This window comes from Sinorhizobium sp. 7-81, from assembly GCF_030124405.1.
Lineage (GTDB): Bacteria > Pseudomonadota > Alphaproteobacteria > Rhizobiales > Rhizobiaceae > Sinorhizobium > Sinorhizobium psoraleae.
Map to the genome: position 1 here is coordinate 23,407 of NZ_JASKLT010000005.1, position 24,760 is coordinate 48,166.

The 24,760-nt window shown below is 62.6% G+C and carries 19 protein-coding genes; 15 read left to right on the forward strand and 4 right to left on the reverse strand.

Annotated features, from left to right (window positions below; translation table 11 throughout):
* The first annotated feature begins 10 nt into the window (after positions 1 to 10).
* From hisA to coaA, 4 genes are all read left to right on the forward strand, one after another.
* Positions 11 to 748: a 1-(5-phosphoribosyl)-5-[(5-phosphoribosylamino)methylideneamino]imidazole-4-carboxamide isomerase gene (hisA, locus tag QN224_RS18100; RefSeq protein WP_269279968.1), complete on the forward strand. Its 738-nt coding sequence runs from the start codon at positions 11 to 13 to the stop codon at positions 746 to 748.
* A gap of 4 nt (positions 749 to 752) precedes the next feature.
* The gene (hisF, locus tag QN224_RS18105) at positions 753 to 1,529 is read left to right on the forward strand and encodes an imidazole glycerol phosphate synthase subunit HisF (protein WP_283977825.1); all 777 of its coding nucleotides are present in this window, start codon (positions 753 to 755) and stop codon (positions 1,527 to 1,529) included.
* Positions 1,530 to 1,623: 94 nt separating this feature from the next.
* Entirely contained in the window at positions 1,624 to 1,947 is a 324-nt protein-coding gene (locus QN224_RS18110) for a phosphoribosyl-ATP diphosphatase (protein ID WP_173508563.1), read from the forward strand.
* Positions 1,944 to 2,939 carry a type I pantothenate kinase gene (coaA, locus tag QN224_RS18115; protein ID WP_173508564.1) on the forward strand — a complete coding sequence of 332 codons (996 nt, stop codon included), beginning with the start codon at positions 1,944 to 1,946 and terminating at the stop codon, positions 2,937 to 2,939. The genes QN224_RS18110 and coaA overlap by 4 nt, the downstream gene beginning before the upstream one ends.
* Before the next feature lie 235 nt (positions 2,940 to 3,174).
* Here coaA and QN224_RS18120 read toward each other — a convergent pair whose 3' ends face one another.
* From QN224_RS18120 to QN224_RS18135, 4 genes are all read right to left on the reverse strand, one after another.
* Complete coding sequence (locus QN224_RS18120) at positions 3,175 to 3,786, reverse strand: alpha-ketoglutarate-dependent dioxygenase AlkB (protein ID WP_283977826.1); 612 nt, start codon at positions 3,784 to 3,786, stop codon at positions 3,175 to 3,177.
* A gap of 208 nt (positions 3,787 to 3,994) precedes the next feature.
* The gene (lysM, locus tag QN224_RS18125; protein WP_283977827.1) at positions 3,995 to 4,468 is read right to left on the reverse strand and encodes a peptidoglycan-binding protein LysM; all 474 of its coding nucleotides are present in this window, start codon (positions 4,466 to 4,468) and stop codon (positions 3,995 to 3,997) included.
* Positions 4,469 to 4,579: 111 nt separating this feature from the next.
* Positions 4,580 to 5,014 carry an alternative ribosome rescue aminoacyl-tRNA hydrolase ArfB gene (gene arfB / locus QN224_RS18130; protein WP_283977828.1) on the reverse strand — a complete coding sequence of 145 codons (435 nt, stop codon included), beginning with the start codon at positions 5,012 to 5,014 and terminating at the stop codon, positions 4,580 to 4,582.
* 279 nt (positions 5,015 to 5,293) lie between these two features.
* Entirely contained in the window at positions 5,294 to 6,904 is a 1,611-nt protein-coding gene (locus QN224_RS18135; protein WP_283977829.1) for a phosphoenolpyruvate carboxykinase, read from the reverse strand.
* 330 nt (positions 6,905 to 7,234) lie between these two features.
* On the opposite strand from QN224_RS18135, the gene chvI reads away from it, so the two are divergent.
* The 11 genes from chvI (at position 7,235) to addA (ending at position 24,732) form a co-directional block, all read left to right on the forward strand.
* Positions 7,235 to 7,960, forward strand: a complete 726-nt coding sequence (chvI, locus tag QN224_RS18140) for a two-component system response regulator ChvI (protein WP_173508569.1) — start codon at positions 7,235 to 7,237, stop codon at positions 7,958 to 7,960.
* A gap of 207 nt (positions 7,961 to 8,167) precedes the next feature.
* On the forward strand, positions 8,168 to 9,952 hold the full coding sequence (gene chvG, locus QN224_RS18145) for a two-component system sensor histidine kinase ChvG (protein WP_173508570.1): 1,785 nt from the start codon (positions 8,168 to 8,170) through the stop codon (positions 9,950 to 9,952).
* Positions 9,949 to 10,407: an HPr kinase/phosphorylase gene (locus QN224_RS18150; protein ID WP_283977830.1), complete on the forward strand. Its 459-nt coding sequence runs from the start codon at positions 9,949 to 9,951 to the stop codon at positions 10,405 to 10,407. Before chvG ends, QN224_RS18150 begins: the two co-directional genes overlap by 4 nt.
* Positions 10,408 to 10,565: 158 nt before the next feature.
* Entirely contained in the window at positions 10,566 to 10,967 is a 402-nt protein-coding gene (locus QN224_RS18155) for a PTS sugar transporter subunit IIA (RefSeq protein WP_173508572.1), read from the forward strand.
* The gene (locus QN224_RS18160; protein WP_173508573.1) at positions 10,964 to 11,257 is read left to right on the forward strand and encodes an HPr family phosphocarrier protein; all 294 of its coding nucleotides are present in this window, start codon (positions 10,964 to 10,966) and stop codon (positions 11,255 to 11,257) included. The genes QN224_RS18155 and QN224_RS18160 overlap by 4 nt, the downstream gene beginning before the upstream one ends.
* Before the next feature lie 205 nt (positions 11,258 to 11,462).
* Positions 11,463 to 12,863 carry an adenosylhomocysteinase gene (ahcY, locus tag QN224_RS18165; protein WP_173508574.1) on the forward strand — a complete coding sequence of 467 codons (1,401 nt, stop codon included), beginning with the start codon at positions 11,463 to 11,465 and terminating at the stop codon, positions 12,861 to 12,863.
* A gap of 402 nt (positions 12,864 to 13,265) precedes the next feature.
* Complete coding sequence (locus QN224_RS18170) at positions 13,266 to 15,749, forward strand: ATP-binding protein (RefSeq protein WP_283978045.1); 2,484 nt, start codon at positions 13,266 to 13,268, stop codon at positions 15,747 to 15,749.
* On the forward strand, positions 15,750 to 17,258 hold the full coding sequence (tsaE, locus tag QN224_RS18175) for a tRNA (adenosine(37)-N6)-threonylcarbamoyltransferase complex ATPase subunit type 1 TsaE (RefSeq protein WP_283977831.1): 1,509 nt from the start codon (positions 15,750 to 15,752) through the stop codon (positions 17,256 to 17,258). It begins immediately after the preceding gene.
* 8 nt (positions 17,259 to 17,266) lie between these two features.
* Positions 17,267 to 17,998, forward strand: coding sequence for a nucleotidyltransferase family protein (locus tag QN224_RS18180; protein WP_283977832.1), 732 nt, complete (start codon positions 17,267 to 17,269; stop codon positions 17,996 to 17,998).
* 1 nt (position 17,999) lies between these two features.
* Positions 18,000 to 21,176, forward strand: a complete 3,177-nt coding sequence (gene addB / locus QN224_RS18185; protein WP_283977833.1) for a double-strand break repair protein AddB — start codon at positions 18,000 to 18,002, stop codon at positions 21,174 to 21,176.
* Positions 21,166 to 24,732 carry a double-strand break repair helicase AddA gene (addA, locus tag QN224_RS18190; protein ID WP_283977834.1) on the forward strand — a complete coding sequence of 1,189 codons (3,567 nt, stop codon included), beginning with the start codon at positions 21,166 to 21,168 and terminating at the stop codon, positions 24,730 to 24,732. The genes addB and addA overlap by 11 nt, the downstream gene beginning before the upstream one ends.
* Positions 24,733 to 24,760: the final 28 nt, after the last annotated feature.

The window sequence follows — 24,760 nt, forward strand, 5'->3', positions numbered from 1 at the left end:
GGATCAACACATGATTCTCTTCCCCGCGATCGACCTCAAGGACGGGCAATGCGTACGCCTGAAGCTCGGCGACATGGAACAGGCGACCGTCTACAATCCCGATCCCGCCGCCCAGGCGCGCGCCTTCGAGGAGCAGGGCTTCGAATGGCTGCATGTCGTCGACTTGAACGGCGCCTTTGCCGGTGAGACGGTGAACGGCGCGGCAGTCGACGCCATTCTCAAGGCGACCCGGAACCCGGTGCAGCTCGGCGGCGGCATTCGCACGCTGGCGCACATCGAGAACTGGCTTTCGCGCGGGCTTTCGCGTGTCATTCTCGGCACGGTGGCCGTGCGCGATCCGGCGCTCGTCATCGAAGCCTGCCACAAGTTCCCCGGCAGGGTCGCCGTCGGCATCGACGCCAAGGGCGGCAAGGTCGCCGTCGAAGGCTGGGCCGAGGCCTCCGAACTCGGCGTCATCGAGCTTGCAAAGAAGTTCGAGGGTGCCGGTGTCGCGGCGATCATCTATACGGATATTGACCGTGATGGCATCCTGACCGGCATTAACTGGGCGTCGACGCTGGAGCTTGCCGACGCGGTATCGATCCCGGTGATCGCCTCGGGCGGCCTTGCCTCGATGGACGATATTCGCCGCATGCTTGCGCCGGACGCGCGGAAGCTCGAGGGCGCGATTTCCGGTCGTGCGCTTTACGACGGCCGCATCGACCCGCAGGAAGCGCTGGCATTGATCCGCGCAGCGAGAAAGGGATGATCCGATGACCTTGAAAGCCCGCGTGATACCCTGCCTCGACGTCAAGGACGGACGCGTTGTCAAGGGCGTCAATTTCGTCGACCTCATCGATGCCGGCGATCCGGTGGAGGCGGCAAGAGCCTACGACGCAGCCGGTGCCGACGAGCTCTGCTTCCTCGACATCACCGCATCCTCGGACAACCGCGAGACGATCTTCGACGTCGTCGCCCGCACCGCCGAGCAATGCTTCATGCCTCTGACCGTCGGCGGCGGCGTGCGACAGGTTTCCGACATCCGCAAACTGCTGCTGGCCGGCGCCGACAAGGTGTCGATCAACACGGCGGCGGTGAAGAATCCGGACTTCGTGGCGGAAGCCGCCGACAAGTTCGGCAACCAGTGCATCGTCGTTGCGATCGACGCCAAGAAGGTCTCGACGCAAGGCGAGGCGAACCGCTGGGAGATTTTTACGCACGGCGGCCGCGAGAGAACAGGCATAGACGCGGTCGAATTCGCACGAAAGGTCGTCGATCTCGGAGCTGGCGAAATCCTGTTGACGTCCATGGATCGCGACGGCACGAAAAGCGGCTACGATATTGCGCTGACGCGGGCAATTGCCGATTCCGTGCGGGCACCCGTCATCGCGTCGGGCGGGGTCGGGACGCTCGATCACATGGTGGAAGGTGTGCGCGACGGCCACGCGACGGCGGTCCTCGCCGCATCGATCTTCCATTTCGGCACCTACAGCATCGGCGAGGCGAAGCGCTACATGGCCGAGCGCGGCATTGCCATGCGGCTCGATTAGGCGTGTGGACAGTTAAAGTGGAAACACGGAACGACGGCGGCGATTGCCACCGTCAACAGGGGTCGCAGTCATTTGAGACCCAAGGGAAAGCACCATGAGCGAGTTCACCCTCTCCGACCTCGAAACGATCGTGGCGACCCGCGCCAAGGCAGCGCCGGAAGACTCCTGGACGGCCAAGCTGGTCGCAGCCGGTCAACGCAAGGCGGCCAAGAAGCTCGGCGAAGAGGCGGTTGAAGCCGTCATCGCGGCGATCAGCGAAGACCGCAAGAATCTGGTCGATGAGAGTGCCGACCTCCTTTATCATCTTATGGTCGTATTGAACATCGCAGCCATCCCGTTGCAGGATGTGATGGACGAACTTGCCAGGCGGACCAGCCAGTCCGGCCTGCAGGAGAAGGCAAACCGGCAAAATCCATGACTATCGCCGCGAAAGACATCGACGCCGCAGATATTCCGGGCAACCTCCAGGGCGGAGACTATTCGCCCTACCACGTGTTCTCGGCCGAGGAATGGTCGCGCTTTCGCGCCGACACGCCGTTGACGCTGACGGCCGATGAAGTGCAACGCCTGCGCTCGCTCAACGACCCGGTCGATCTCGGCGAGGTACGCCGGATCTATCTATCGCTGTCGCGGCTGCTGTCGGCCCATGTCGAGGCCTCGCAGATCCTGTTCCAGCAACGCAAGCGGTTCCTCAGCATGTCCGACGAAACGAAGACACCCTTCGTCATCGGCATCGCCGGTTCGGTCGCCGTGGGCAAATCCACGACGGCGCGTATTCTCGCTGAACTGCTGGCACGCTGGCCCTCCAGCCCGAAGGTCGACCTGATAACGACCGACGGATTCCTCTATCCGAACGCGATCCTGCAGCGTGAAAACATGATGGATCGCAAGGGTTTTCCCGAGAGCTACGATATCGGCGCGCTGCTACGCTTCCTGTCGGCCATCAAGGCGGGCCAGCCGAACGTCAGGGCGCCTACCTATTCGCACTTGACCTATGACGTCATCCCCGACCGGTTCCAGACCATCGACCGACCGGACATCCTGATCTTCGAAGGAATAAACGTCCTGCAGTCGCGCAATCTGCCGGCGGACGGCAAGATCGTGCCGATGGTGTCCGATTTCTTCGATTTCTCGATCTATATCGACGCCGAGGAAAGCCTCATTCACAGCTGGTACGTGAGCCGCTTCATGCGGCTGCGCGAGACGGCGTTCAAGAACCCGCAGTCCTTCTTCCATCGCTACGCGACGATCGGCGAGGATGCTGCGCGCGCCATCGCCGAGGGGCTCTGGCACAACATCAACCTGAAAAACCTGCACCAGAACATCCTGCCGACGCGACCGCGCGCCGATCTGATCCTGCAGAAGGGTCCAAACCACCTCACCCAGACGGTGGCGCTCAGGAAGCTGTGAGCGGAACTTTCACGCGATCCGATAAGACCCCTCCCCATAAGAGGGAGGGCTTCCGATGCCGCGCACCGCTCCATCCATGCCTCAATGGCTTCGCAAGTTCTGACGTTGCGGATGGGCACGGGGCGGGCGACGTGCGCAAGCCCCCCTTGTGGGGACGGGTTGGGGAGAGGTCTTGGCGAAATCGGGATGAACGCAAGCGGCGCTCACGTCGTCCCGGCGTCGGCCTCGCTCCTCTTCAAGGATTGACGCGGCGCAAGGTGAGGTTCAGCCGGCCACCATTCTTCAAGAGCGTCGACGTATTCGGATAGATACGGTCGACGCCATGGAAGGCGAGCCGCCCTTCGCCGCCGAGGACGACGACGTCGCCGCTCGCAAGCTTGAACGAGACCGTCCGTCCGCCGCGTTCCTTGCCGCCGACACGGAAAAGACAGGTATCGCCGAGAGAAATCGAAACCACAGCCGTCTCAAGATCCCGCTCGTCCCTGTCCTGATGCAGACCCATGCGTGCGTCTGCGGAATAGAAGTTGACGAGGCAGGCCTCCGGCTGCTTGTCGCTCGCCGACACCGCGTGCCAGATGTCGAGCAGCGCCGCCGGTATTGCCGGCCAGGACTTGCCCGTCACCGGGTGTTCCGCCTGATAGCGATAACCCCGCTCCCGATCGGTGACCCAGCCGAGGGGACCGCAATTGGTCATCCGCACCGACATCGGCTTGCCGGTTTTCGGCATTTCCGGCACGAAGAGCGGCGCCTCGGCCGCGACGAGACGGACAGCCTCTACCAGTTCCTCCTGGCGGGAGCGGTCGAGGAAGCCCGGAATGTGTCTTACCCCTTTCGGCAGCACCTGCATCGCCTGTATCCCGTGCTTCGCTGCGGCGATCGACGGAGCTCAATTCGCAAACCCGAAATCGCCAGCGATCCAATGCCTGTCGCCCAAACGTATGCAGCGGGACAACGCCATGCATGGAAAAGATGTAAAGCGCCTTGCACGAATTCGTTTACGCCCGACGCGCTTTAATCTTTGCGGGATCTGGTTGCCACCCGAAAATACCGCCCGCTCAGCCTGCGTCCAGATCCGGAATGCGCAGAACCTGCCCCGGATAGATCTTGTCAGGGTCTTTCAGCATCGGCTTGTTCGCTTCGAAGATTACCGTGTGTTTGGCGCCTTTGCCCTTGCCGTACTGCGCCTCGGCAATCTTCCAGAGATTGTCGCCCTTCTTCACGGTGTAGAAGACAGGCGCCTTGGCGGGCGCCGGCGCGGTGCCTCCTTCCGCGACCTTGAGGTCGGATGCCTCGACGGCCGACACGCCGAGCGTGTTACCGACGGCCACGATGGCCTTTTCAAACGTCGACTGGTCCTTGACGACGCCCTTCAGAACGACCTTGTCGTCCACGACTTCGACCTGCACGTCCTTCGTGCCGAGGTCATGGGAGGCAAGCTCCTTCTGGACGCTGTCGGCATCCGGCGGTGTGTCGTCACCGCCAATCCCGAGCTTCTTGCCGGCGTTCTTGATAAAGCTGAACAAACCCATGGTTGTCTCCTCTTTCGCAGTGCCCTTCGATAAGAGAGGGCGACACCGGCAAAAGATCAAGGGAGCGATCGAAAGATTCGTTTGCGTGCCGTTCCGCAGCCCGAACAACGTTCACTCGCCGCCCGGCCGCCCGCGAAGCTTCTTGATTTCGGCGCGACCGGATTTTTCCTTCAGCCGCCGCTCGATCGAACTGCGGGTCGGCCTGGTCTTCTTGCGCGGAGGCGGTGGTGGTTCGGCCGCTTTCAGGATCAGCTCCTTCAGCCGCTCCCGGGCATCCTCTCTGTTGCGCTCCTGGCTGCGGAAACGATTAGCCTCGATCATCAGCACGCCGTCCTTGGACACACGGCGGCCCGCAAGCCTCAATGCATTCGCCTTGACCTGGTCCGACAGCGACGGCGAGGCCTGAATGTCGAAGAAGAGCTGGACAGCCGTCGACACCTTGTTGACGTTCTGTCCGCCCGGTCCGCCGGCCAGCACGAACTGCTCCGTCAATTCCCAGCCGGCAATGACGATGCGGTCGTTTATGTATAGCGGATCGCTGGCCATGTTTGCTCCTTGACCGCTTCTATTGCACGAGTGCAGCAGGGAGGTGCAAGTGGCTCCCCTGCCCCTCTAACTCATTAGAATCGATCCCGTTCATGATTTTGGATTGAATCACTCCAAAATCACCCTCGTCCGGGCAACGCCAGGAAGGTGTGTACCGGTTTGCCGTTCGTAGTTGCGTATTTTCAAGAAGCCAAAGCGAAGCACCTGAAAACAATCAGAATAAACGCGAAAAACCCGGCCTTCAAAGCCGGGTTTCACGTGAATCATAGCCAGCGATCTTTATTCGGCGGCGACCCTTGCTCCCGGAGCCGCGTCGCGCACACTGCCGTCGACATGGTTTTCGAACTTGGCGAAGTTGGCGATGAACATGTCGACCAGGCGGCGCGCCTGCGCGTCATAGGCAACACCGTCCGTCCATGTAGAGCGCGGATCGAGAATACCGTCGTCCACGCCCGGTACCGACACCGGCACCGCAAAGCCGAAGTTCGCGTCGGTGCGGAACGACGCATCGTTAAGCGAGCCGTCGAGTGCCGCCGAAAGCAGCGCACGCGTCACCTTGATCGGCATGCGGTTTCCGGTGCCGTAAGCGCCGCCGGTCCAGCCGGTGTTGACCAGCCAGCAGGTGACGCCGTTCTTGGCAATCAGGTCCTTCAGCAGGTTGCCGTATTCGGACGGATGGCGCGGCATGAATGGGGCGCCGAAGCAGGTCGAGAAGGTCGCTTCCGGCTCGGTCACGCCCTTTTCCGTTCCGGCGACCTTTGCCGTGTACCCGGAGAGGAAGTGATACATCGCCTGTTCCGGCGTCAGCCTGGCGATCGGCGGCATGACGCCAAAGGCATCCGCCGTCAACATGATGACGGTGCGCGGCTGCGGCGCCGTTCCGGTCTCGCTGGCATTCGGAATGAAATCCAGCGGGTAGGCGCAACGGGTGTTTTCCGTCAGCGAACCGTCATCGAAGTCGGGCACGCGGCGCTCGTCGAGCACGACGTTCTCCATAACGGTGCCGAAGCGCCGGGTGGTGGCGTAAATCTCCGGCTCGGCCGTGGCCGAAAGCTTGATCGCCTTGGCATAGCAGCCGCCCTCGAAATTGAAGACGCCATCCTCGCCCCATCCGTGCTCGTCGTCGCCAACGAGCGTGCGGGCGGGGTCGGCCGAAAGCGTGGTCTTGCCGGTGCCGGAGAGACCGAAGAAGATCGCGGTGTCTCCCGCGGGACCGACGTTGGCCGAGCAATGCATCGGCATGACGGCCTTCTTCGGCAGCAGATAGTTGAGCACCGTGAAGACCGACTTCTTCATTTCGCCGGCATAGGATGTACCGCCGATCAGGACGAGACCATTCGTCAGGTCGCAGGCGATCACCGTTTCGCTGCGGCAGCCGTGACGCTCAGGATTCGCCCTGAAGCTCGGCAGATCGATGATCGTCAGCTTCGGCTCGAAACCTGCCAGCGCTTCGCGCGCCGGGCGGATCAGGAGATTACGGATGAACAGCGAATGCCAGGCGAGTTCTGTAATGACGCGCGTCGGCAGAGCATGCGCCGGATCGGCACCACCAACGAGGTCCTGCACGTAGAGCGACTTGCCCTTGGCATGATCAAGCATGTCCTGCCGCAGGCGCTCGAAGTTTTCCGGCGAGATCGCGTTATTGTTGTCCCACCAGATCTGATCAGCGGTCGCCGCGTCGCGGACGACGAACTTGTCCTTGGGGGAGCGGCCCGTGTGCTGGCCGGTCCGTGCGCAGAGCGCGCCATGCGCCGTCACTTGCGCCTCGCCCCGGCGAAGGGCGTCCTCGTAAAGCTCCGCTGCCTCGAGGTTGTAGCGGACGAAAGCCAGATCCGAAAAGCCGATTGTTTCCAGTCCGTTCGAGGGGTTGCGGGTGCCGAGTTGCTCCATGGTCAAGCTTCCTTTGTCATTGGCCATTGGTATTGAATTCTGTCGGAACATACCGGCAAGGTAGATCGAAGACAAGATATCGATTCCTAAAACAATAATGATATCAGTATATTAATCGATTTAAAGAAAAATATGCATTTTTTAATCGGTTGAATCTGGCTTTGCCAAGACACATTTGACAGCTGCCCGCTCGACGATTAGCCGCGGGCCTTTTGTGCTTCGCCACAATTTGTTCCACGTTTATACTCAAGTAACGCCGGTGACTCGCGGTTGCCGCGGTTCTTGAAGCGGTTCCGGCCACCCGGACCTCAAAAGACGGAGTTGAATACGATGCAGACCATCGCGCTTGTCGATGACGACCGCAATATCCTGACATCTGTGTCCATCGCGCTGGAAGCCGAGGGCTACAAGGTCGAAACTTATACCGACGGTGCATCGGCGCTCGAAGGCCTGCTGGCGCGTCCGCCGCAACTCGCGATCTTCGACATCAAGATGCCGCGCATGGACGGCATGGAACTCTTGCGCCGCCTGCGGCAGAAATCCGACCTGCCGGTCATTTTCCTCACCTCAAAGGACGAGGAAATCGACGAACTCTTCGGCCTCAAGATGGGCGCCGACGATTTCATCACCAAGCCATTCTCCCAGCGCCTGCTGGTCGAGCGTGTCAAGGCGATCCTGCGTCGCGCGCCGAACCGCGACCTCGCTGCGGCCGGCCCAATGGGCACGGCGAAGACTTCCGATGCCCCGTCCCGTTCGCTGGAACGCGGCCAACTCGTCATGGACCAGGAGCGCCACACCTGCACCTGGAAGAACGAATCGGTGACCCTGACGGTCACGGAGTTTCTCATCCTGCACTCGCTGGCGCAGCGTCCGGGTGTGGTGAAGAGCCGAGACGCACTGATGGATGCCGCCTATGATGAGCAGGTCTATGTGGATGACCGCACGATCGACAGCCACATCAAACGGCTTCGCAAGAAGTTCAAGATGGTCGACAACGACTTCGACATGATCGAAACGCTCTACGGCGTCGGCTACCGTTTTCGCGAAACAGCCTGACGGCCGCTCCGACTTGCCACAACGGAGATTGTGGATCATGCAGAAATGGCGTAACGGCGACGCGGGAGAGGCCCCGTCGGGCAGGCCGTAAGCCATCCATAGGCAAAAAAGCCTGGCCGACCGGGACGAGGCAGATGAGAGGCCGGTCGCCGTGCCGGCGCAAGGAAAAAGAAGGCGACGGAGTTTTCCGTCGTGGGAGCGGGAGACTTGGTAGACGTCTTGCAGGGCGATCTGGAGGATATTGAAGGGCGGGCATCGGCGCGCAGCCAGCGCCGATGGGCGCATCCCTTCACCCTGATCCGCCGCCTGTTCGGTAATGCCGTCTTTTCGAGCCTCACCCGACGCATCGTCTTCTTCAACCTCGTAGCGCTCGTGGTGCTCGTCGGCGGCATCATGTACCTCAACCAGTTCCGGGAAGGTCTGATCGACGCCCGGGTGGAAAGCCTGCTGACCCAGGGCGAGATCATCGCCGGGGCGATTTCCGCCTCCGCATCGGTCGATACCAACTCGATCACCATCGATCCGGAGAAGCTGCTTGAACTCCAGGCCGGCGAAAGCATCACACCGCTGCCGAGCGACGAGGATCTCGAGTTTCCGATCATCCAGGAACGGGTAGCGCCGGTCCTCAGACGCCTGATTTCCCCGACGCGGACACGCGCGCGCCTCTTCGACGCCGATGCCGATCTGCTGCTCGACTCCCGTCATCTCTATAGCGGCGGTCAGGTCCTGCGCTTCGATCTTCCGCCGGTCGATCCGGAGACGACAGGCATCGCCGACAAGCTCAGCATGTGGCTCAACCGGCTGCTGCAGCCCGGCGACCTGCCGCTCTACAAGGAGCCACCGGGCGGCAACGGCTCGATCTACCCGGAGGTCATGAACGCGCTTACCGGCGTGCGCGGTGCCGTCGTGCGGGTGACGGAGAAGGGCGAGTTGATCGTTTCGGTCGCCGTGCCGGTGCAGCGGTTCCGCGCGGTGCTCGGGGTGCTGCTGCTTTCGACGCAGGCTGGCGACATCGACAAGATCGTCCATGCCGAGCGCCTCGCGATCATCCGCGTTTTCGGCGTCGCCGCGCTCGTCAACGTCATCCTGTCTCTGCTTCTTTCGTCGACCATCGCCAATCCGCTGAGAAGGCTGTCGGCGGCCGCGATCCGGGTGCGCCGCGGCGGCGCGAAGGAACGGGAGGAAATCCCGGACTTCTCCTCACGCCAGGACGAAATCGGCAACCTGTCGGTGGCGCTCCGCGAAATGACGACCGCGCTCTACGATCGCATCGCGGCGATCGAGAACTTTGCCGCCGACGTCAGCCATGAGCTCAAGAACCCGCTCACATCGCTGCGCAGCGCCGTCGAGACCCTGCCGCTCGCGCGCAACGAGGATTCGAAAAAACGGCTGCTCGACGTCATCCAGCACGACGTGCGCCGCCTCGATCGGCTGATCAGCGATATTTCCGACGCGTCGCGACTCGATGCAGAGCTGGCGCGCAGCGACGCCAAGAAAGTCGACCTGGAAAAGCTGCTTGGCGATCTCATCGATATTTCCCGACAGATTCGCAGCAAGAAGAAGCCGGTGCTCCTGGACTTCGTCATCGATCGCAAGGACAATCCGCGAGCGAGCTTCGTCGTCAGCGGCTATGAGCTGCGCATCAGCCAGATCATCACGAACCTCATCGAAAACGCCCGCTCCTTCGTCCCGGAGCAGAATGGTCGCATCATCATCCGCCTGACCCGGTCGCGCTCCCGCTGCCTCGTCTATGTGGAGGACAACGGTCCGGGCATTCAAGCCGAGGACATCGATCGGATTTTCGAGCGCTTCTATACCGACCGGCCGGAGGGCGAGGACTTCGGTCAGAATTCGGGTCTCGGTCTTTCGATTTCACGCCAGATCGCCGAAGCCCATGGCGGCACGCTGAAGGCTGAAAACATTGTAGGCCAAGGCGGGCACGTGACCGGCGCCCGGTTCATCCTCTCCCTGCCGGCCGAGCCGCACCAGTGACCGCGCCAGCTTGCAATATCCACGCAACGGCAATCGTTCTCGGCACGACCGGATTTCTGATCACCGGACCCTCCGGCTCGGGCAAATCCGCCTTCGCCCTTTCCTGCATTTCCGAGACGAAGCGCCGTGGTCGTTTTGCGGCGCTCGTCGCCGATGACCGCGTCGATCTTACCCTCGAGAATGACCGGATCATCGCCCGTTGCCCTGCGTCCATTCGCGGTCTGATCGAGATTCGCGGCGGCGGCATCGTCGCCGTCGAAACGGTGTCCGCCTGCGTTCTGGACTGGGCGATCATGCCGGTCAGACCGTCCCGCGATCAGCGTCTGCCACCCGAGAACGAGGAGCTGCAGCTACAAATTGGGCGAACTCTGCCGCTGTTGCGCGTTCCCGTTGAAACCCTCGTCTCGCCCCTCGATGCACTGCACGCACTGCTACCCAAAAATTTAGCACTTTAGCCTTATCCGAGGGCAGAACGGCTGCTTTTTCGGCATTTTTGGCTTGCACTTCGCCTTTTCCTTGCCAAGATGGCCGCCCCAGCAGGTGGACGAAATTGCTGCATTGCGATATCTGACCATCAACGAGAGTTGCATATGCAGTTGGAGCAAAGATACCCATGATCGGACTTGTGCTTGTCACCCATGGCAAGCTGGCGGAAGAGTTTCGGCACGCGTTGGAGCATGTCGTCGGTCCGCAAAAAGCTATCGAGACCGTCTGCATCGGGCCCGAGGACGACATGGACCAGCGGCGTCAGGATATTCTCGATGCAGTTGCTGGCGCTGACGTGGGCAATGGCGTCATCATTCTGACGGACATGTTCGGCGGCACGCCATCCAACCTCGCCATCTCGGTCATGCGCAGCGGCAGCGTCGAGGTGATTGCGGGCGTCAATCTGCCGATGCTGATCAAGCTTGCCGGCGTTCGCGGCGAAAGCGACATGGACAAGGCCCTCGTCGAGGCCTCCGAGGCAGGACGCAAATACATCAATGTCGCCAGCCGCGTGCTGAGCGGAAAATGATGGACCATCGCCCCGCCATGTCGCTGACGCGCGAGCTGCTGATCATAAACAAACGCGGCCTGCATGCACGGGCGTCGGCGAAATTCGTCCAGACCGTCGAAGCCTATGACGCCGAAATCACCGTCTCCAAGGACGGCATGACGGTTGGCGGCACGTCGATCATGGGCCTGATGATGCTTGCGGCCAGCACGGGCTCTACCGTTTTTGTCACAGCCAGCGGCGTCCAGGCGGAAGAAGCGCTCAATGCCCTCGACGCGCTTGTTCGCGACAAATTCGGCGAAGAGATCTGACGCGCTCGTGGGCGCCAGAGCTGAAGCCCCTCCAGCATTCGCGCGATATAAACATATAAAGACTTCTTTATATCGTGGTTGCCCTCCCATCTGATTCCTGATAGACCGGGCGCACTCTCCCCGTGATCCTGCGCGGGAGGCATTGTCACGCCGCCGGACGGCCATAGGGCCGGCGCGGCCGGAAAAGATCAGCCTGGAGAACTCCATGACCGCAACTCAGGACTATATTGTCGCCGATATCGGCCTGGCCGATTTCGGCCGCAAGGAAATTGCCATCGCCGAAACGGAAATGCCGGGCCTGATGGCCTGCCGTGAGGAATTCGGTGCATCGAAGCCGCTGAAGGGCGCACGCATCACCGGTTCGCTGCACATGACCATCCAGACGGCCGTGCTGATCGAGACGCTGGTTGCGCTCGGCGCCGAGGTTCGCTGGGCCTCGTGCAACATCTTCTCGACGCAGGACCACGCCGCCGCGGCGATCGCAGCAAGCGGCGTTCCCGTCTTTGCCGTCAAGGGCGAAACGCTTGAGGAATACTGGACCTACACCGACAAGATCTTCCAGTGGGCCGACGGCGGCCTCTCGAACATGATTCTCGACGACGGTGGCGACGCCACCATGTACATCCTGCTCGGCGCGCGCGCCGAAGCCGGCGAGAACGTGCTTTCCAACCCGGGTTCGGAAGAAGAGGAAATCCTTTTCGCCCAGATCAAGAAGCGTCTTGCGGCAACGCCCGGCTGGTTTACGAAGCAGCGTGACGCGATCAAGGGCGTGACCGAAGAAACGACCACCGGCGTCAACCGTCTCTACCAGCTCCAGTCCAAGGGCCTGCTTCCGTTCCCGGCGATCAACGTCAACGACAGCGTCACCAAGTCGAAGTTCGACAACAAGTACGGCTGCAAGGAATCGCTCGTCGACGGCATTCGCCGCGGCACCGATGTGATGATGGCCGGCAAGGTTGCCGTCGTTTGCGGCTATGGCGACGTCGGCAAGGGCTCGGCCGCTTCCCTGACGGGTGCGGGCGCGCGCGTGAAGGTCACCGAAGTCGATCCGATCTGCGCCCTGCAGGCCGCGATGGACGGCTATGAAGTCGTCCAGCTCGAGGACGTCGTTTCGACGGCCGACATCTTCATCACGACGACCGGCAACAAGGACGTCATCCGCATGGACCACATGCGCGAGATGAAGGACATGGCGATTGTCGGCAACATCGGTCACTTCGACAATGAAATCCAGGTCTCGGCGCTGCGTAACCTGAAATGGACCAACATCAAGCCGCAGGTCGACATGATCGAGTTCCCGAAGGGCAACCGCATGATCCTGCTTTCGGAAGGCCGTTTGCTGAACCTCGGCAACGCCACCGGTCATCCGTCCTTCGTGATGTCGGCTTCCTTCTCCAACCAGGTCCTGGCCCAGATCGAGCTCTTCACCAAGGGTGAGAACTACAAGAACGAAGTCTACGTTCTGCCGAAGCAGCTAGACGAGAAGGTTGCCCGCCTGCATCTCGCAAAGCTCGGCGCCAAGCTGACCGAGCTTTCGGAAGAACAGGCTGCCTATATCGGCGTGAAGCCGCAGGGTCCGTTCAAGGCCGAACACTACCGCTACTAATCGTTACCCGGGCAATCCACAACATGTTGTGGCCGCGATCTTGACAAGAGATCGCGGCCGCTTTTTTGAGCCGCGCACTTTCCGGCGATTCGTCAAACAAGTATGCTTAAGCCATTGATTCGTGACGCTGCTGCATGTCTCCTCAAATCGTAGCCGATTTGAGGAATAAACAAGCAGCAATTCAAAATGCTACAGCGTCCTTTGCGCGGCTGATTAAGACGCGCGGCGCTGTAGTGGGTACCTTCGAGCGTTGCGAATGGGGATGTCTTGTCGGACATGCGGCAAACAGACGGAGACAGACCGGGGATGCAATCGGAACTGAAGCGAACCCTTTCCAGGGGTTTCGATGCGTGGCGGCGCGAGGTCGGCGGCAATTTCCGGACAAACGGGGACGGCGGCGCCATGGAAACACAACGATCCACGCTTTTCGGCGGAGGCCCCAAGGCGCCAGCACTGGTGCGGCGGCTGCTCGCAGGCACCGCCTTCTTCGCGGCAACCGAGGCTGCGGCCCAGGCGTCGACACCCGTCACCAAGGCCATATTCGGCTCCTCCGAAGTCGTCACGTTCTCCGTCCTGATCGGCGTCATTTCCGCCGCCATGATTTCTGCAATCTGGCTGATCCGCCAGCGCGGCAACATCGAGGCAGAGAACCGCGAGCTCAGATCGGATCTGTCCGATGCGAACCAGCGAATTTCCCGTTTCCAGGCCCTCATCGCCGACAAGAACCGGCGCATCGTGATCTGGGACGGTCTGGCCGAACGCCCGGAGTTTCTCGGACAGCTCCCCGTCGAGACCGGCGCTCCACAGGGCGATCGGGATTTCCTCGCCTTCGGACGCTGGCTGAGGGCGCCGTCCGCCAGCCAGCTCGAAAAGGCGATCGAGACCCTGCGCGCGCAGGCACAAAGCTTCGATCTCGTGCTCGAAACGCAGCGCAACGAGGTTCTCGAGGCTCAGGGCCGCGTTTCCGGTGGACGCGCATTCGTGCGTTTCATCGCGCTCAACAATCTCCGGGCCGAACTCGCAGAACTGAAGCTTGAACGCGATCGTCTGCACGCATCGTTGTCGACCTTCCGCACGCTGCTCGATGCGGTCGACCTGCCGGTCTGGCAGCGCACCGCGGACGGCAAGCTCGAATGGGTCAACCAAGCCTATGCCGAGGCGGTCGAGACATCGAGCGCCAGTCTGGCTGTCGCCGAAGGACGCGAGTTGCTTTCGACCGCGGCACGCGAAAAAATCCGTGCCGTTTCGACCTTTGACACGCCTTTCACCGACAAGCTTTCGACCGTGGTCAGGGGCAATCGCACGTTCTACGATGTCGTCGACGCTCGCAGCCCGGCCGGGTCTGCCGGTATCGCCGTCGACGTCTCCGGCACCGAAGCCGTGCGCGAAGAGCTTGCACGGACCTTGAAGAGCCATGCCGAAACGCTCGATCACTTGGCCACGCCGGTAGCGATCTTCGACGGCAACCAGCGCCTGCAGTTCTACAACCAGGCGTTCCAGCGGCTCTGGAATCTCGACATGGGCTTTCTCGAGCGCAAACCGGACAACGGCGAGGTGCTCGACCGGTTGCGGACCGGCGGCAAGCTTCCCGAGCAGCTCAACTGGAAACAGTGGAAGGCGAATGCGCTGTCCGTCTATCAGGCGCTCGACACGCAATCCGACCTCTGGCACCTGCCGAACGGCCAGACGCTGCGCGTCTTCGCCACGGCACGGCCGCAGGGCGGGGCAACCTGGGTCTTCGAGAACCTGACCGAGAAGGTCGATCTCGAGACCCGTTACAACACGCTCGTCCAGGTCCAGGGCGAAACGATCGATCATCTCGCCGAAGGCGTTGCGGTGTTCGGGCCCGACGGTCGTATCCGGCTTTCAAACCCGGCCTTCCGGGCGATCTGGGGTATCAGCGAGGCGGAGGCGAAGCCCGGCACCCACATTCGCGCCGTCGAACAAGCCTGCCTGCCTTCCTACGACCAGCCGGACGGCTGGAAACGCTTTGCCCATATCATCACCAGCTTCGACGACGAGCGGCCATCGAGCCGCGGCATGCTCGAATTGCGGACCGGCCTGATCCTCGATTATGCCGTGATCCCCCTGCCGAACGCCCAGACGATGCTGACTTTCGTCAACATTACCGACAGCGTCAGGGTCGAACGGGCATTGACTGAGAAGAACGAGGCGCTGCGCAAGGCCGACGCGCTGAAGAACGACTTCGTGCACCATGTTTCCTATGAGCTGCGCTCGCCGCTCACGAACATCATCGGCTTTGCCGATCTTCTGAAGACGCCGGCCTTCGGCGAGCTGAACGAGCGCCAGGCGGAATATGTCGACCATATCGCCACCTCCTCGTCGCTGCTGCTGACGATCGTCAACGACATCCTCGACCTGGCTACCGTCGACGCCGGCATCGTCGAGCTCGACATGTCGGAGGTGAACCTCGGCGATTTCCTCGATGACGTCGCGCATCAGATGGCGGACAGGCTGCTCGAAAGTGGCGTGACCCTGCGGGTGGACGCGCCCGACAATCTTGGCCGGATGATCGCGGACCAGCAGCGGCTGAAGCAGATTTTCATCAAGCTTCTCACCAACGCCTCCAATTTCGCGCCCGATGGCAGCGCGATCGATCTCAAGTGCCGGCGCGAAGGCACCGATTTCGTGTTCTCCGTCACTGATTCCGGCCCCGGCATTCCACAGGACGTCCTCAACACCGTATTCAACCGCTTCGAAAGCTACGGCCAACACGGCGGTGCTGGTCTCGGGCTGTCGATCGTCGAGAGCTTCGTCAGCCTCCATCACGGCACCGTGTCGATCCGCAGCAAAGAGGGCGAAGGCACCGAGGTCACCTGCCGCATTCCGTCGTCCGAAATGCCGAAGATCATCGCGGCCGAATAGATGAAACACCTGCATCGGTTTCTGAAGGACGAGGCAGCCACGATCGAGCTGGGCGAAGACCTGGCGCTGGCGCTGAAGGCGGGAGACTGCGTGGCCTTGTCAGGCGACCTCGGCGCGGGAAAATCGACTTTCGCGCGTGCCCTGCTGCGGGCGATCGCCGACGACGACGCACTCGAGGTGCCGAGCCCCACCTTCACGCTCGTTCAGAGCTACGACCTGCGCATCCCGGTCGCCCATTTCGATCTCTATCGTCTCGCCGACGCCTCGGAACTCGACGAACTTGGCTTCGACGAGGCCCTTTCCGAGGGTATCTGCCTTGTCGAATGGCCGGAAAAGGCGGAAGAAGCGCTGCCGGCCGAACGGATTACGCTTGCTTTCACGCACGAGGGAGACGGACGTCGGCTTGCCATTTCCGCGCCCGACGCTGCGTTCGAGCGTATCTCCCGCTCGCTGGCGATCCGGAGTTTCCTCTCGCAAAACGGCTACGCGACGGCCCGTCGCCGGCACTTGAGCGGCGACGCTTCGGTCAGGGCCTATGAGCGTGTCGAGGCGGCTGGTGAGCCGGCAAAGATTCTGATGGATGCGCCGCGGCATAGGCCCGGCCCCATTCTCCAGGACGGAAAATACTATCAGCAACTTGCGCATCTTGCCGAAGATGTCGTTCCGTTCGTCGCGATTTCCGAACTGCTGCGCGGACGTGGCCTCGCGGCGCCGGCAATTTATGCCCGCGACCTCGACAATGGCATCTTGCTGATCGAGGATTTGGGTTCCGAGGGTATTCTCGACGCGGAAGGAAAGCCGGTTGCCGAGCGCTATCTCGAAAGCGTGCGGCTGCTCGCCCGCCTTCACGCGGAGCCGGCGACGCGCGAAATTGCGGTAGGCGGCGGCTTGGTCCATCGCATTCCCGATTTCGACCGCACCGCGATCAAGATCGAGACGAGTCTGTTGATCGACTGGTACCTGCCATGGAAGCGCGGCGAAGCGGCCTCCGATAGCGAGCGTAAAGAGTACTTCGCCATCTGGGATCAACTCATCGACGTTCTTGAATCGGCCGAGAAGAATCTGCTGCTGCGCGATTTTCACTCGCCGAACATTCTCTGGCGCCCGGATCGCGAGGGACTCGCCCGCGTCGGCATCATCGACTTCCAGGACGCGATGATCGGTCCGACGGCCTATGACGTTGCGTCGTTGGTCCAGGACGCGCGCGTGACAATCGACCAGCACTTGGGCGCACGCCTGTTGGATGGCTATCTTGCCGAGCGCAAGGCCCTCGGCCCGTTCGACGAGGCGGCCTTTCTTCGCGACTGGTACCTGATGTCGGCGCAGCGCAACTGCAAGCTCGCCGGCATCTGGGTCCGGTTGATGCAGCGGGACGGCAAACCCGGCTATATGAAGCACATGCCGCGCACCTTCGCTTATCTGAGGCATGCACTCGGCCATGAGGTGCTGACACCCTTGCGCGATTGGTGCATTAAGGCTGGAATCCTCGTTCCCGAATCAGCGAACTGACAGAAACGATGCCCATCACCAATGCCATGGTGCTTGCCGCCGGACTTGGCACGCGCCTCCGGCCGATTACCAACACACTGCCGAAGCCCCTGGTCAAGATCGCCGGTAAGCCGATGATCGACTATGTGCTGGACATACTGGAGGCCGCCGGCGTGACCAGGGCGGCGGTGAACGTCCATCATTTCGCCGACCAGATGGAAGAGCATCTCCGTCGCCGCCAGGCGCCGCTTATCCTGATTTCGGATGAGCGGGACGCCTTGATGAATTCGGGAGGCGGGCTCGCCAAGGGGCTGAAGCTGCTGGACGACGGACCGCTGATCGTCATGAACGCCGATCTTTTCTGGGTCGGCGAGAAGGTCGGAGAGCCGAGCAATCTTCAAAGACTGGCCGCGTTCTTCGATCCGGAGAAGATGGACATGGCGCTGCTCTGCGTGCGGCTCGAGGACACGACCGGCCACAACGGCAAGAAGGATTTTTCGCTTGCCGAAGACGGCAGGCTCACGCGCTACGAGGACGGCATGGAAAATCCCGTCGTCTATGCCGGTGCGATCGCCATGGAGTCGCGCCTCTTCGTCGATGCGCCGAGCGATGCCTTCAACCTCAACATCTATTTCGATCGCGCGATCGCCAACGGACGCCTTTTCGGGCTGATGCTCGACGGCCATTGGATGACCGTCGGTACACCTGAAGCGATCGCTGAAGCCGAGGCGGCGGTGCGGCGCTTCCAGCCGGGAGGATAGGGTGCCCGGTCACGCCTCGAACGTCTTCACGATTCCCGCCGGCCTGCCCTTTCTGAGGACGCTCGCGCAAAAGCTCTGCGACGGCGGGCTCGTGCCGGGCTTCAAGTACGATCCGGCGGATCCGCTGATGCTGGCCGGCGTGACGGTTTTCGTTCCGACCCGACGCTCGGCGCGCGTGCTTCGCTCGGAGTTCGTCGACCTGCTCGGCGGTCGCTCCGCCATCCTGCCAACGATCCGTGCGCTCGGCGAGACGGACGACGACAGCGGCTTTTTCGACGCCGAGGCGCCTGCGATCCTCGATCTTGCTCCGCCACTTTCCGGCACGGCACGCCTGATCGAACTCGGCCGCCTCATTCTTGCCTGGCGCAATCAGCTGCCGCAGGCAGTTCTCGATATCCACGGCGAAAGTCCGCTGATCGCCCCCGCGAGCCCCGCCGATGCCATTTGGCTCGCGCGCAATCTCGCCGACCTGATCGACGCGGTGGAAACCGAGGAGCTCGGCTGGGAGGCTCTCGACACGCTCGACGCGGGCGAACATGCGCTCTGGTGGCAATTGACGCTCGCCTTCCTGAAGATCGCCCGCACCTATTGGCCGGAGCGGTTGGACGAACTCAAGCAATCCTCGCCTTCGCGCCACCGCAATGCCATTCTGCAGGCGGAAACACAGCGCATCGCCGCCGGCAAGGTGGCCGGGCCGATCATCATCGCTGGCTCGACCGGTTCGATCCCCGTGACCGCCGCGCTGATCGCGGCCGTCAGGATGCTGCCGAACGGCACCATCGTTCTGCCGGGTCTCGATCAGACGATGAGCGACACGGAATGGGAACTGATCGTCGGCGCTGCTTCGACCGGTATCACAAAGGACCCGGCAAGCCGCAGCCACCCGCAATATGGCTTTCATCGCCTGCTGAAGCGCATGGGCATCGCGCGTCGCGATGTGGAGACCCTGGAGCCCGCAGGCAGCGCCCTCGATTATCGCGGCACGGTTCTCTCGCGCGCCCTGCTTCCGGCAAATGCGACTGACGGTTGGACCCGCGCGCGTGAAGATTTCGACCAGGAAAAACTTCTCTCGGCCTTCGCCGACGTCGCGCTGATCGAGACGGCCAATGAGCGCGAAGAGGCGACGGCGATCGCTATAGCGCTCAGACTCGCACTTGCCGACGACGATGAAAGCCAGGCGGCATTGATCACCCCGGATCGCGGGCTTGCGCGCCGCGTCGGGGCGGAGCTTGCCCGCTTCGGCATCGAAGCCGACGATTCCGCCGGCACGCCGCTCGCTGCCACAGCCGCCGGCGCCGTCGTCCGGCTGCTGCTGCAGGCGGCGTTGCGGCCAGGCGATCCCGTGCCGCTGGTCGCTCTGCTCAAGCATCCGCTCGCCCGCTTCGGCGAGACGATCGAGGGTGTTCGGCGCGCCGCCGATGCGCTGGAACTTCTGGCGCTGCGCGGCGGTACCGTCGCTGCTGATATTTCCGCGCTTGGCCCCTTGCTCGAGCATGCGCTCGAAAGACGAAAGCATGATCGTCATCCACCCCCGTGGCAAAGCCGCCTTGATGACGAGGATATCGCCGCTGCACGCACGCTTGCCGAACGCATTGCATTAGCCGTCGAACCCCTGGCCAGCGCATCCGCGCTTCGCACTGATGGACGGCCTCGATCCAAGGTTCTCACGCTCGCCGACTGGGCGGAGCGAACCGGCCGCGCGCTGGAAGCGATTTGCATGGACGAGCGCGGCAGCCTTGGCGGTCTCTGGTCGACGGAGGCCGGCGAAGCGTTGGCAACGCTTCTCAAAGGCATCATCGAAACGGAAGGCCAGATGAGCGCCGACGGGCCGCAATGGTGCGACATCGTCGAAGCGCTCGCGGCAAGCGAAGCGGTCAAGCCGCAATCGATGCGGCACCCCCGCGTCTTCATCTTCGGGGCGCTGGAATCGCGACTGCAGAGCATGGACCTCGTGGTGCTCGGCGGCATGAACGAGGGGACATGGCCGGGACAAACATCAAACGATCCTTTCCTGTCGCGGACGATGAAATCCGGAATCGGGCTCGAACCGCCGGAGCGGCGCATCGGCCAGCTCGCGCATGATTTCCAGATGGCTTGCGGTACACGTCGGCTGATTTTTTCTCGCTCCATCCGACAGGGATCGGCACCGACGGTCGCTTCGCGGTGGCTGCAGCGGCTGCAGGCGCTCGGTGGCGAAAAGCTGACGAAACTGCTCAAATCCAACGGTGCGGCCTATCTCCACTGGGCGCGCATTCTCGATCAAGGCAAAACCCAGCCGCTCGCCACGCGACCGGAACCGAAGCCGCCCGCCGAGTTGCAGCCGCGCAAGTATTCCTTCAGCGAAGTGACGCGCCTTCGGCGCGATCCCTATGCGGTCTATGCGCGGCGGATCCTGCGGCTGCGGCCGATCGACCCTTTCAATCGCGATCCCGGGGCGGCCGAGCGCGGAACGCTCTACCATCGGATCGTCGATCGTTTCGTCAGGGGCGGCTTCGATGCGGCCTCGCCCGAAGCGGAAGCGGTGATGATTGGATTGCTCAACGAAGCCTTCGACGAGGAAGGACTTCCGCCGCATATCGACACGATCTGGCGCCCGCGTTTTGCGGCCGTGGGAAGGGCGTTCCTCAAATGGGAGCGCGATCGCCGGAAGAACATCGAGAAGTCGTTCACCGAGGTTCCCGCCTCCATGGATATCGGCCTTGCGGATATTCGGCTGACCGGTATCGCCGACCGTCTCGACCGACGTGCGGACGGCACCGTCGACATCATCGATTATAAGACCGGCTCCAGCCCCTCGCCCAGAGAAGCACGCAGCCTGCTCGACCCGCAGCTCGCGCTAGAGGCGGCGGCACTCAAGGCCGGAGCCTTCGGCCCGACGGGACGCGCCGAGCCCAATGCGCTTCTCTACGTGCGGCTGAAACCCGGCAGCCGCTTCTGCGTCGACAGTGTCAACAACGAGGGCGGCAGGCAAAAGGAAACGAAATCCGCCGATCAGCTGGCGGAGGAATCGCTCACCGAATTAAAAAAACTGCTTTCAGCACTGATGACCGGCAGGCACGGCTTCGCCTCACGCCTGATCGTTCAGAAGGAGCGCGACTACGGAGGCGAATACGATCATCTGGCGCGGGTCGCCGAGTGGGCAACCGCCGAAGGCGAGGATGATGCCGATGAGGGATGACGCTTTCGGGCCTTCGGAAAGAACACCCGGAGCCTGGCTCGACTGGACAACGGAGCGGCAATCGCTTGCCTCCGATCCGGCGCGCTCGGCCTGGGTCTCCGCCAATGCCGGATCGGGCAAGACACACGTCTTGACCCAACGCGTCATCCGGCTGCTGCTCGCCGGTTGCCGACCCTCTGCAATCCTCTGCCTCACCTATACGAAGGCGGCGGCTTCCGAGATGTCGAACCGCGTCTTCGAGCGCCTGGCGGAATGGGCGACGCTGGATGATGCCTCGCTTGAAAAGCGCATCGAGGTAGTCGAAGGCACGCGCCCCTCCAGCGTGAAAATTCAGCAGGCGCGGCGGTTGTTCGCGGCCGCCCTCGAGACCCCCGGCGGCCTGAAAATCCAGACCATTCACGCATTCTGCGAAGCGCTCCTGCATCAGTTCCCGCTGGAGGCCAATGTTGCAGGGCACTTTTCCGTACTCGACGACCGCGCCGCGGCGGTCCTGCTCGCGGATGCGCGGCGCGCGCTGCTGACGGCGACCACCGCTGACGACGCGGAGCTTGCCGATGCCTTCGCCACGGTTCTCGATCTCGCCGACGATACCGGCCTTGAAAGGCTGCTGGAGACGATCGTCGCCAACCGCACGCCCATTCAAGCCTTTCTCGATCGCGCCGCGAAACGGGGCGGGTTGGAAACGCATCTGCGTGCATCGCTCACGATTGCGCTGGGCGAAACGGCAGAGAGCGTGCTGGCGACGGCTTGGCCGCTCGCTGGCCTGAACGGGGCAGCCCTCGAGCAATATCTCGACTTGGCGGCGCACAAAGGCGGCGCCAAGCCCTCCGAGTTTGCGGAAGGATTGAAGGCAGTCGCAGGACTCGCCGATCCCGAGGAACGCTATCGTCGCCTGGTTGGGCTCTTCATCAACGGAGGCGGCAAACCGAAGGCCGACTCCACCTTTTTGAACGCCGCCATGCGGCGCGAGGCGCCTGACCTCGCACCTCTGGTCGAACAGGCGCGCGATCATATCGTCGCCTGCGTGGATCGCCTGAGCATCGTCAGGATGTACGAGGCGACGCGCGCCGCCCTCACCCTCGCCGAGAAGCTCAACAGCGATTACGAGGAAATCAAGAAGGCGCGCAGCCAACTCGACTTCGAGGACCTGATCAACCGTACGGCAGCACTTCTTGCCCGTGGCGATGTCGGCGCCTGGGTTCACTACAAGCTCGATCAGGGCATCGACCACATCCTCGTCGACGAAGCCCAGGACACGAGCCCGACGCAATGGACGATCATCCAGTCGCTTGCCGCAGACTTCTTCGCCGGCGAAACGGCGAGAGCGGACGAGCGCACGATCTTCGCGGTCGGCGACGAGAAGCAATCGATCTATTCGTTCCAAGGTGCGCGGCCGGAGCGGTTTTCGCGCGAGAGCGTCGTGACGGAGCGGCGGGTGCGCGCGGGTGGAAAATACTTCAGCCCAATCCGCCTGCAGCTTTCCTTCCGATCGACTGTCGACGTCCTGTCGGCCGTCGATACGGTCTTTGCCAACGAGGCGAATGCCAAGGGCCTCAGCGCGCAACGTGAGGCGATCGTGCACGCCTCGAACCGCATCGGCCACCCCGGAGCCGTCGACATATGGGACGTGATTGCGCCCGAACCGACGCTCGCGGAAGAGGAGTGGACGGCCGCTTTCGACGCGACGCCCGAGCGCGCGCCGGCAAACATACTGGCGCGACGCATTGCGGCGGTTCTCGATGACTGGATCGGCAAGGAGACCGTGATCGAGAAGGGCGTTCGCCGACCGATGCGCCCGGGGGACGTCATCGTCCTCGTGCGCAAGCGGGATGCCTTCGTCAATGCCTTGACGCGGGCGCTGAAGCGCAGAAGCAATATCCCGGTCGCCGGTGCCGACCGCCTCGTCCTCACCAGCCACATCGCCATTCAGGACCTGATGGCGCTCGGCCGCTTCGTCCTCTTGCCGGAGGATGACCTTTCTCTCGCCGCGCTGCTGAAAAGCCCGCTCTTCAATCTCGGTGAAGAGGATATTTTCGAGCTTGCAGCGCGAAGAGTCGAAGATGAAAGCCTGTGGCAACGCCTGCGGACCCTTGGCGCCGAAGAGAAGAGCCCCTACCAGGAGGTCGTACGGACGCTTGCCGGATACGCCGATCTCGCCCGGCACTTGCTGCCGCATGATTTCTATGCGCGGGTGCTCAGCGTTCATGGTGGCAGGGCAGCGTTCCTCGCCCGGCTGGGCAGCGAGGTCAGCGACATTCTCGACGAATTCCTGACCTTCGCGCTGGATCACGAAAGATCCGGCTTGCCCGGGCTGCAGGCCTTCATTTCGACGCTCGAAATCGAAGCGCCGACGGTCAAACGCGAGCAGGACAAGGAGCGCGACGAGGTGCGCGTCATGACCGTGCACGCGGCAAAAGGACTCGAAGCACCGGTCGTCTTCCTCGTCGACGGCGGCGGCAAGGCATTCAACAACCAGCATGTTCCCGATCTGCGCTTTTTCGAGAAGCCGCGGGCCGACGGCTCCGTCGTGACCGTACCGGTTTGGCGGGCGCCCGGCTCGGGATCGAATTCCCTGCTCAACGCCGACAATGCGCGCCTGAAGGCGCTGGCCGAGGAAGAATACCGTCGCCTCCTCTATGTCGGCATGACGCGCGCCGCGGACCGGCTCGTCATTTGCGGCTATCGCGGCCAAAGGGAGAATGCCGATACCTGGCATGCCATGGTCCAGGGGACGCTGGCGCAGGATATCAAAGGACGCGGGACGCCCGCGGTGTTCCGTGCGGGCGGTGAAGAATGGACGGGCCATGCGTGGCGCGAGGCGCATCCGTATGTCGACGCTGCCGTTGCTGACGGCGCGCTTGCGGAGAGGGAGCACATGGCGTCGGGCCTGCCGGCCGCGCTTTCTGCTCCCTTGCCGGCGCCGCGTCGGCTGCCGCGGCCCCTCACCCCATCCGGGACGGGCATTGTCATCGACGATCCGGACAGCGAATCGATGGTCGCCTCGGCGCTTTTCACCGAAAAGGCGGCACCCAATCGCTCGCTGCTGCGCGGCGCAATCCTTCACCGCCTGCTGCAGGTTCTTCCATCGATCGATTCTGCGGGACGCCGGGCGGCGGCGGGCCGCTATCTGCTTCGGTCGGTCCCACGCTGGCCCGAGCCGGAGCGTCAGGGGCTCGCCAATGCGGTGATCGATGTGCTGGAACATCCCGATCTGCAGACCCTCTTTGCCGCGCACAGCCGGGCGGAAGTCTCGGTCATGGGAACGCTCGCGCTCGGCGCGCGTGAGTTCGCCGTGTCGGGCCGCATCGACCGGCTGGCCGTTTCCGTCGATACGGTCACGATTGCGGACTTCAAGACGAATCGCCAGGTGCCAACGTCCCTGGCTGAGATCCCGCCCGCCTACCGAACGCAGCTCGCCATATACCGCGAACTGCTGAAGCCGCTCTATCCCGGGCGGCGGTTCCGCTGCGCGCTGATCTTCACCGAGGGACCGACGATCCAGATGCTTCCCGAGGCGATGCTGGACAGGAGCCTTGAAGAGCTCGCGACAAAGTGAGATACACGATATTGAAAATCCGGTAGCG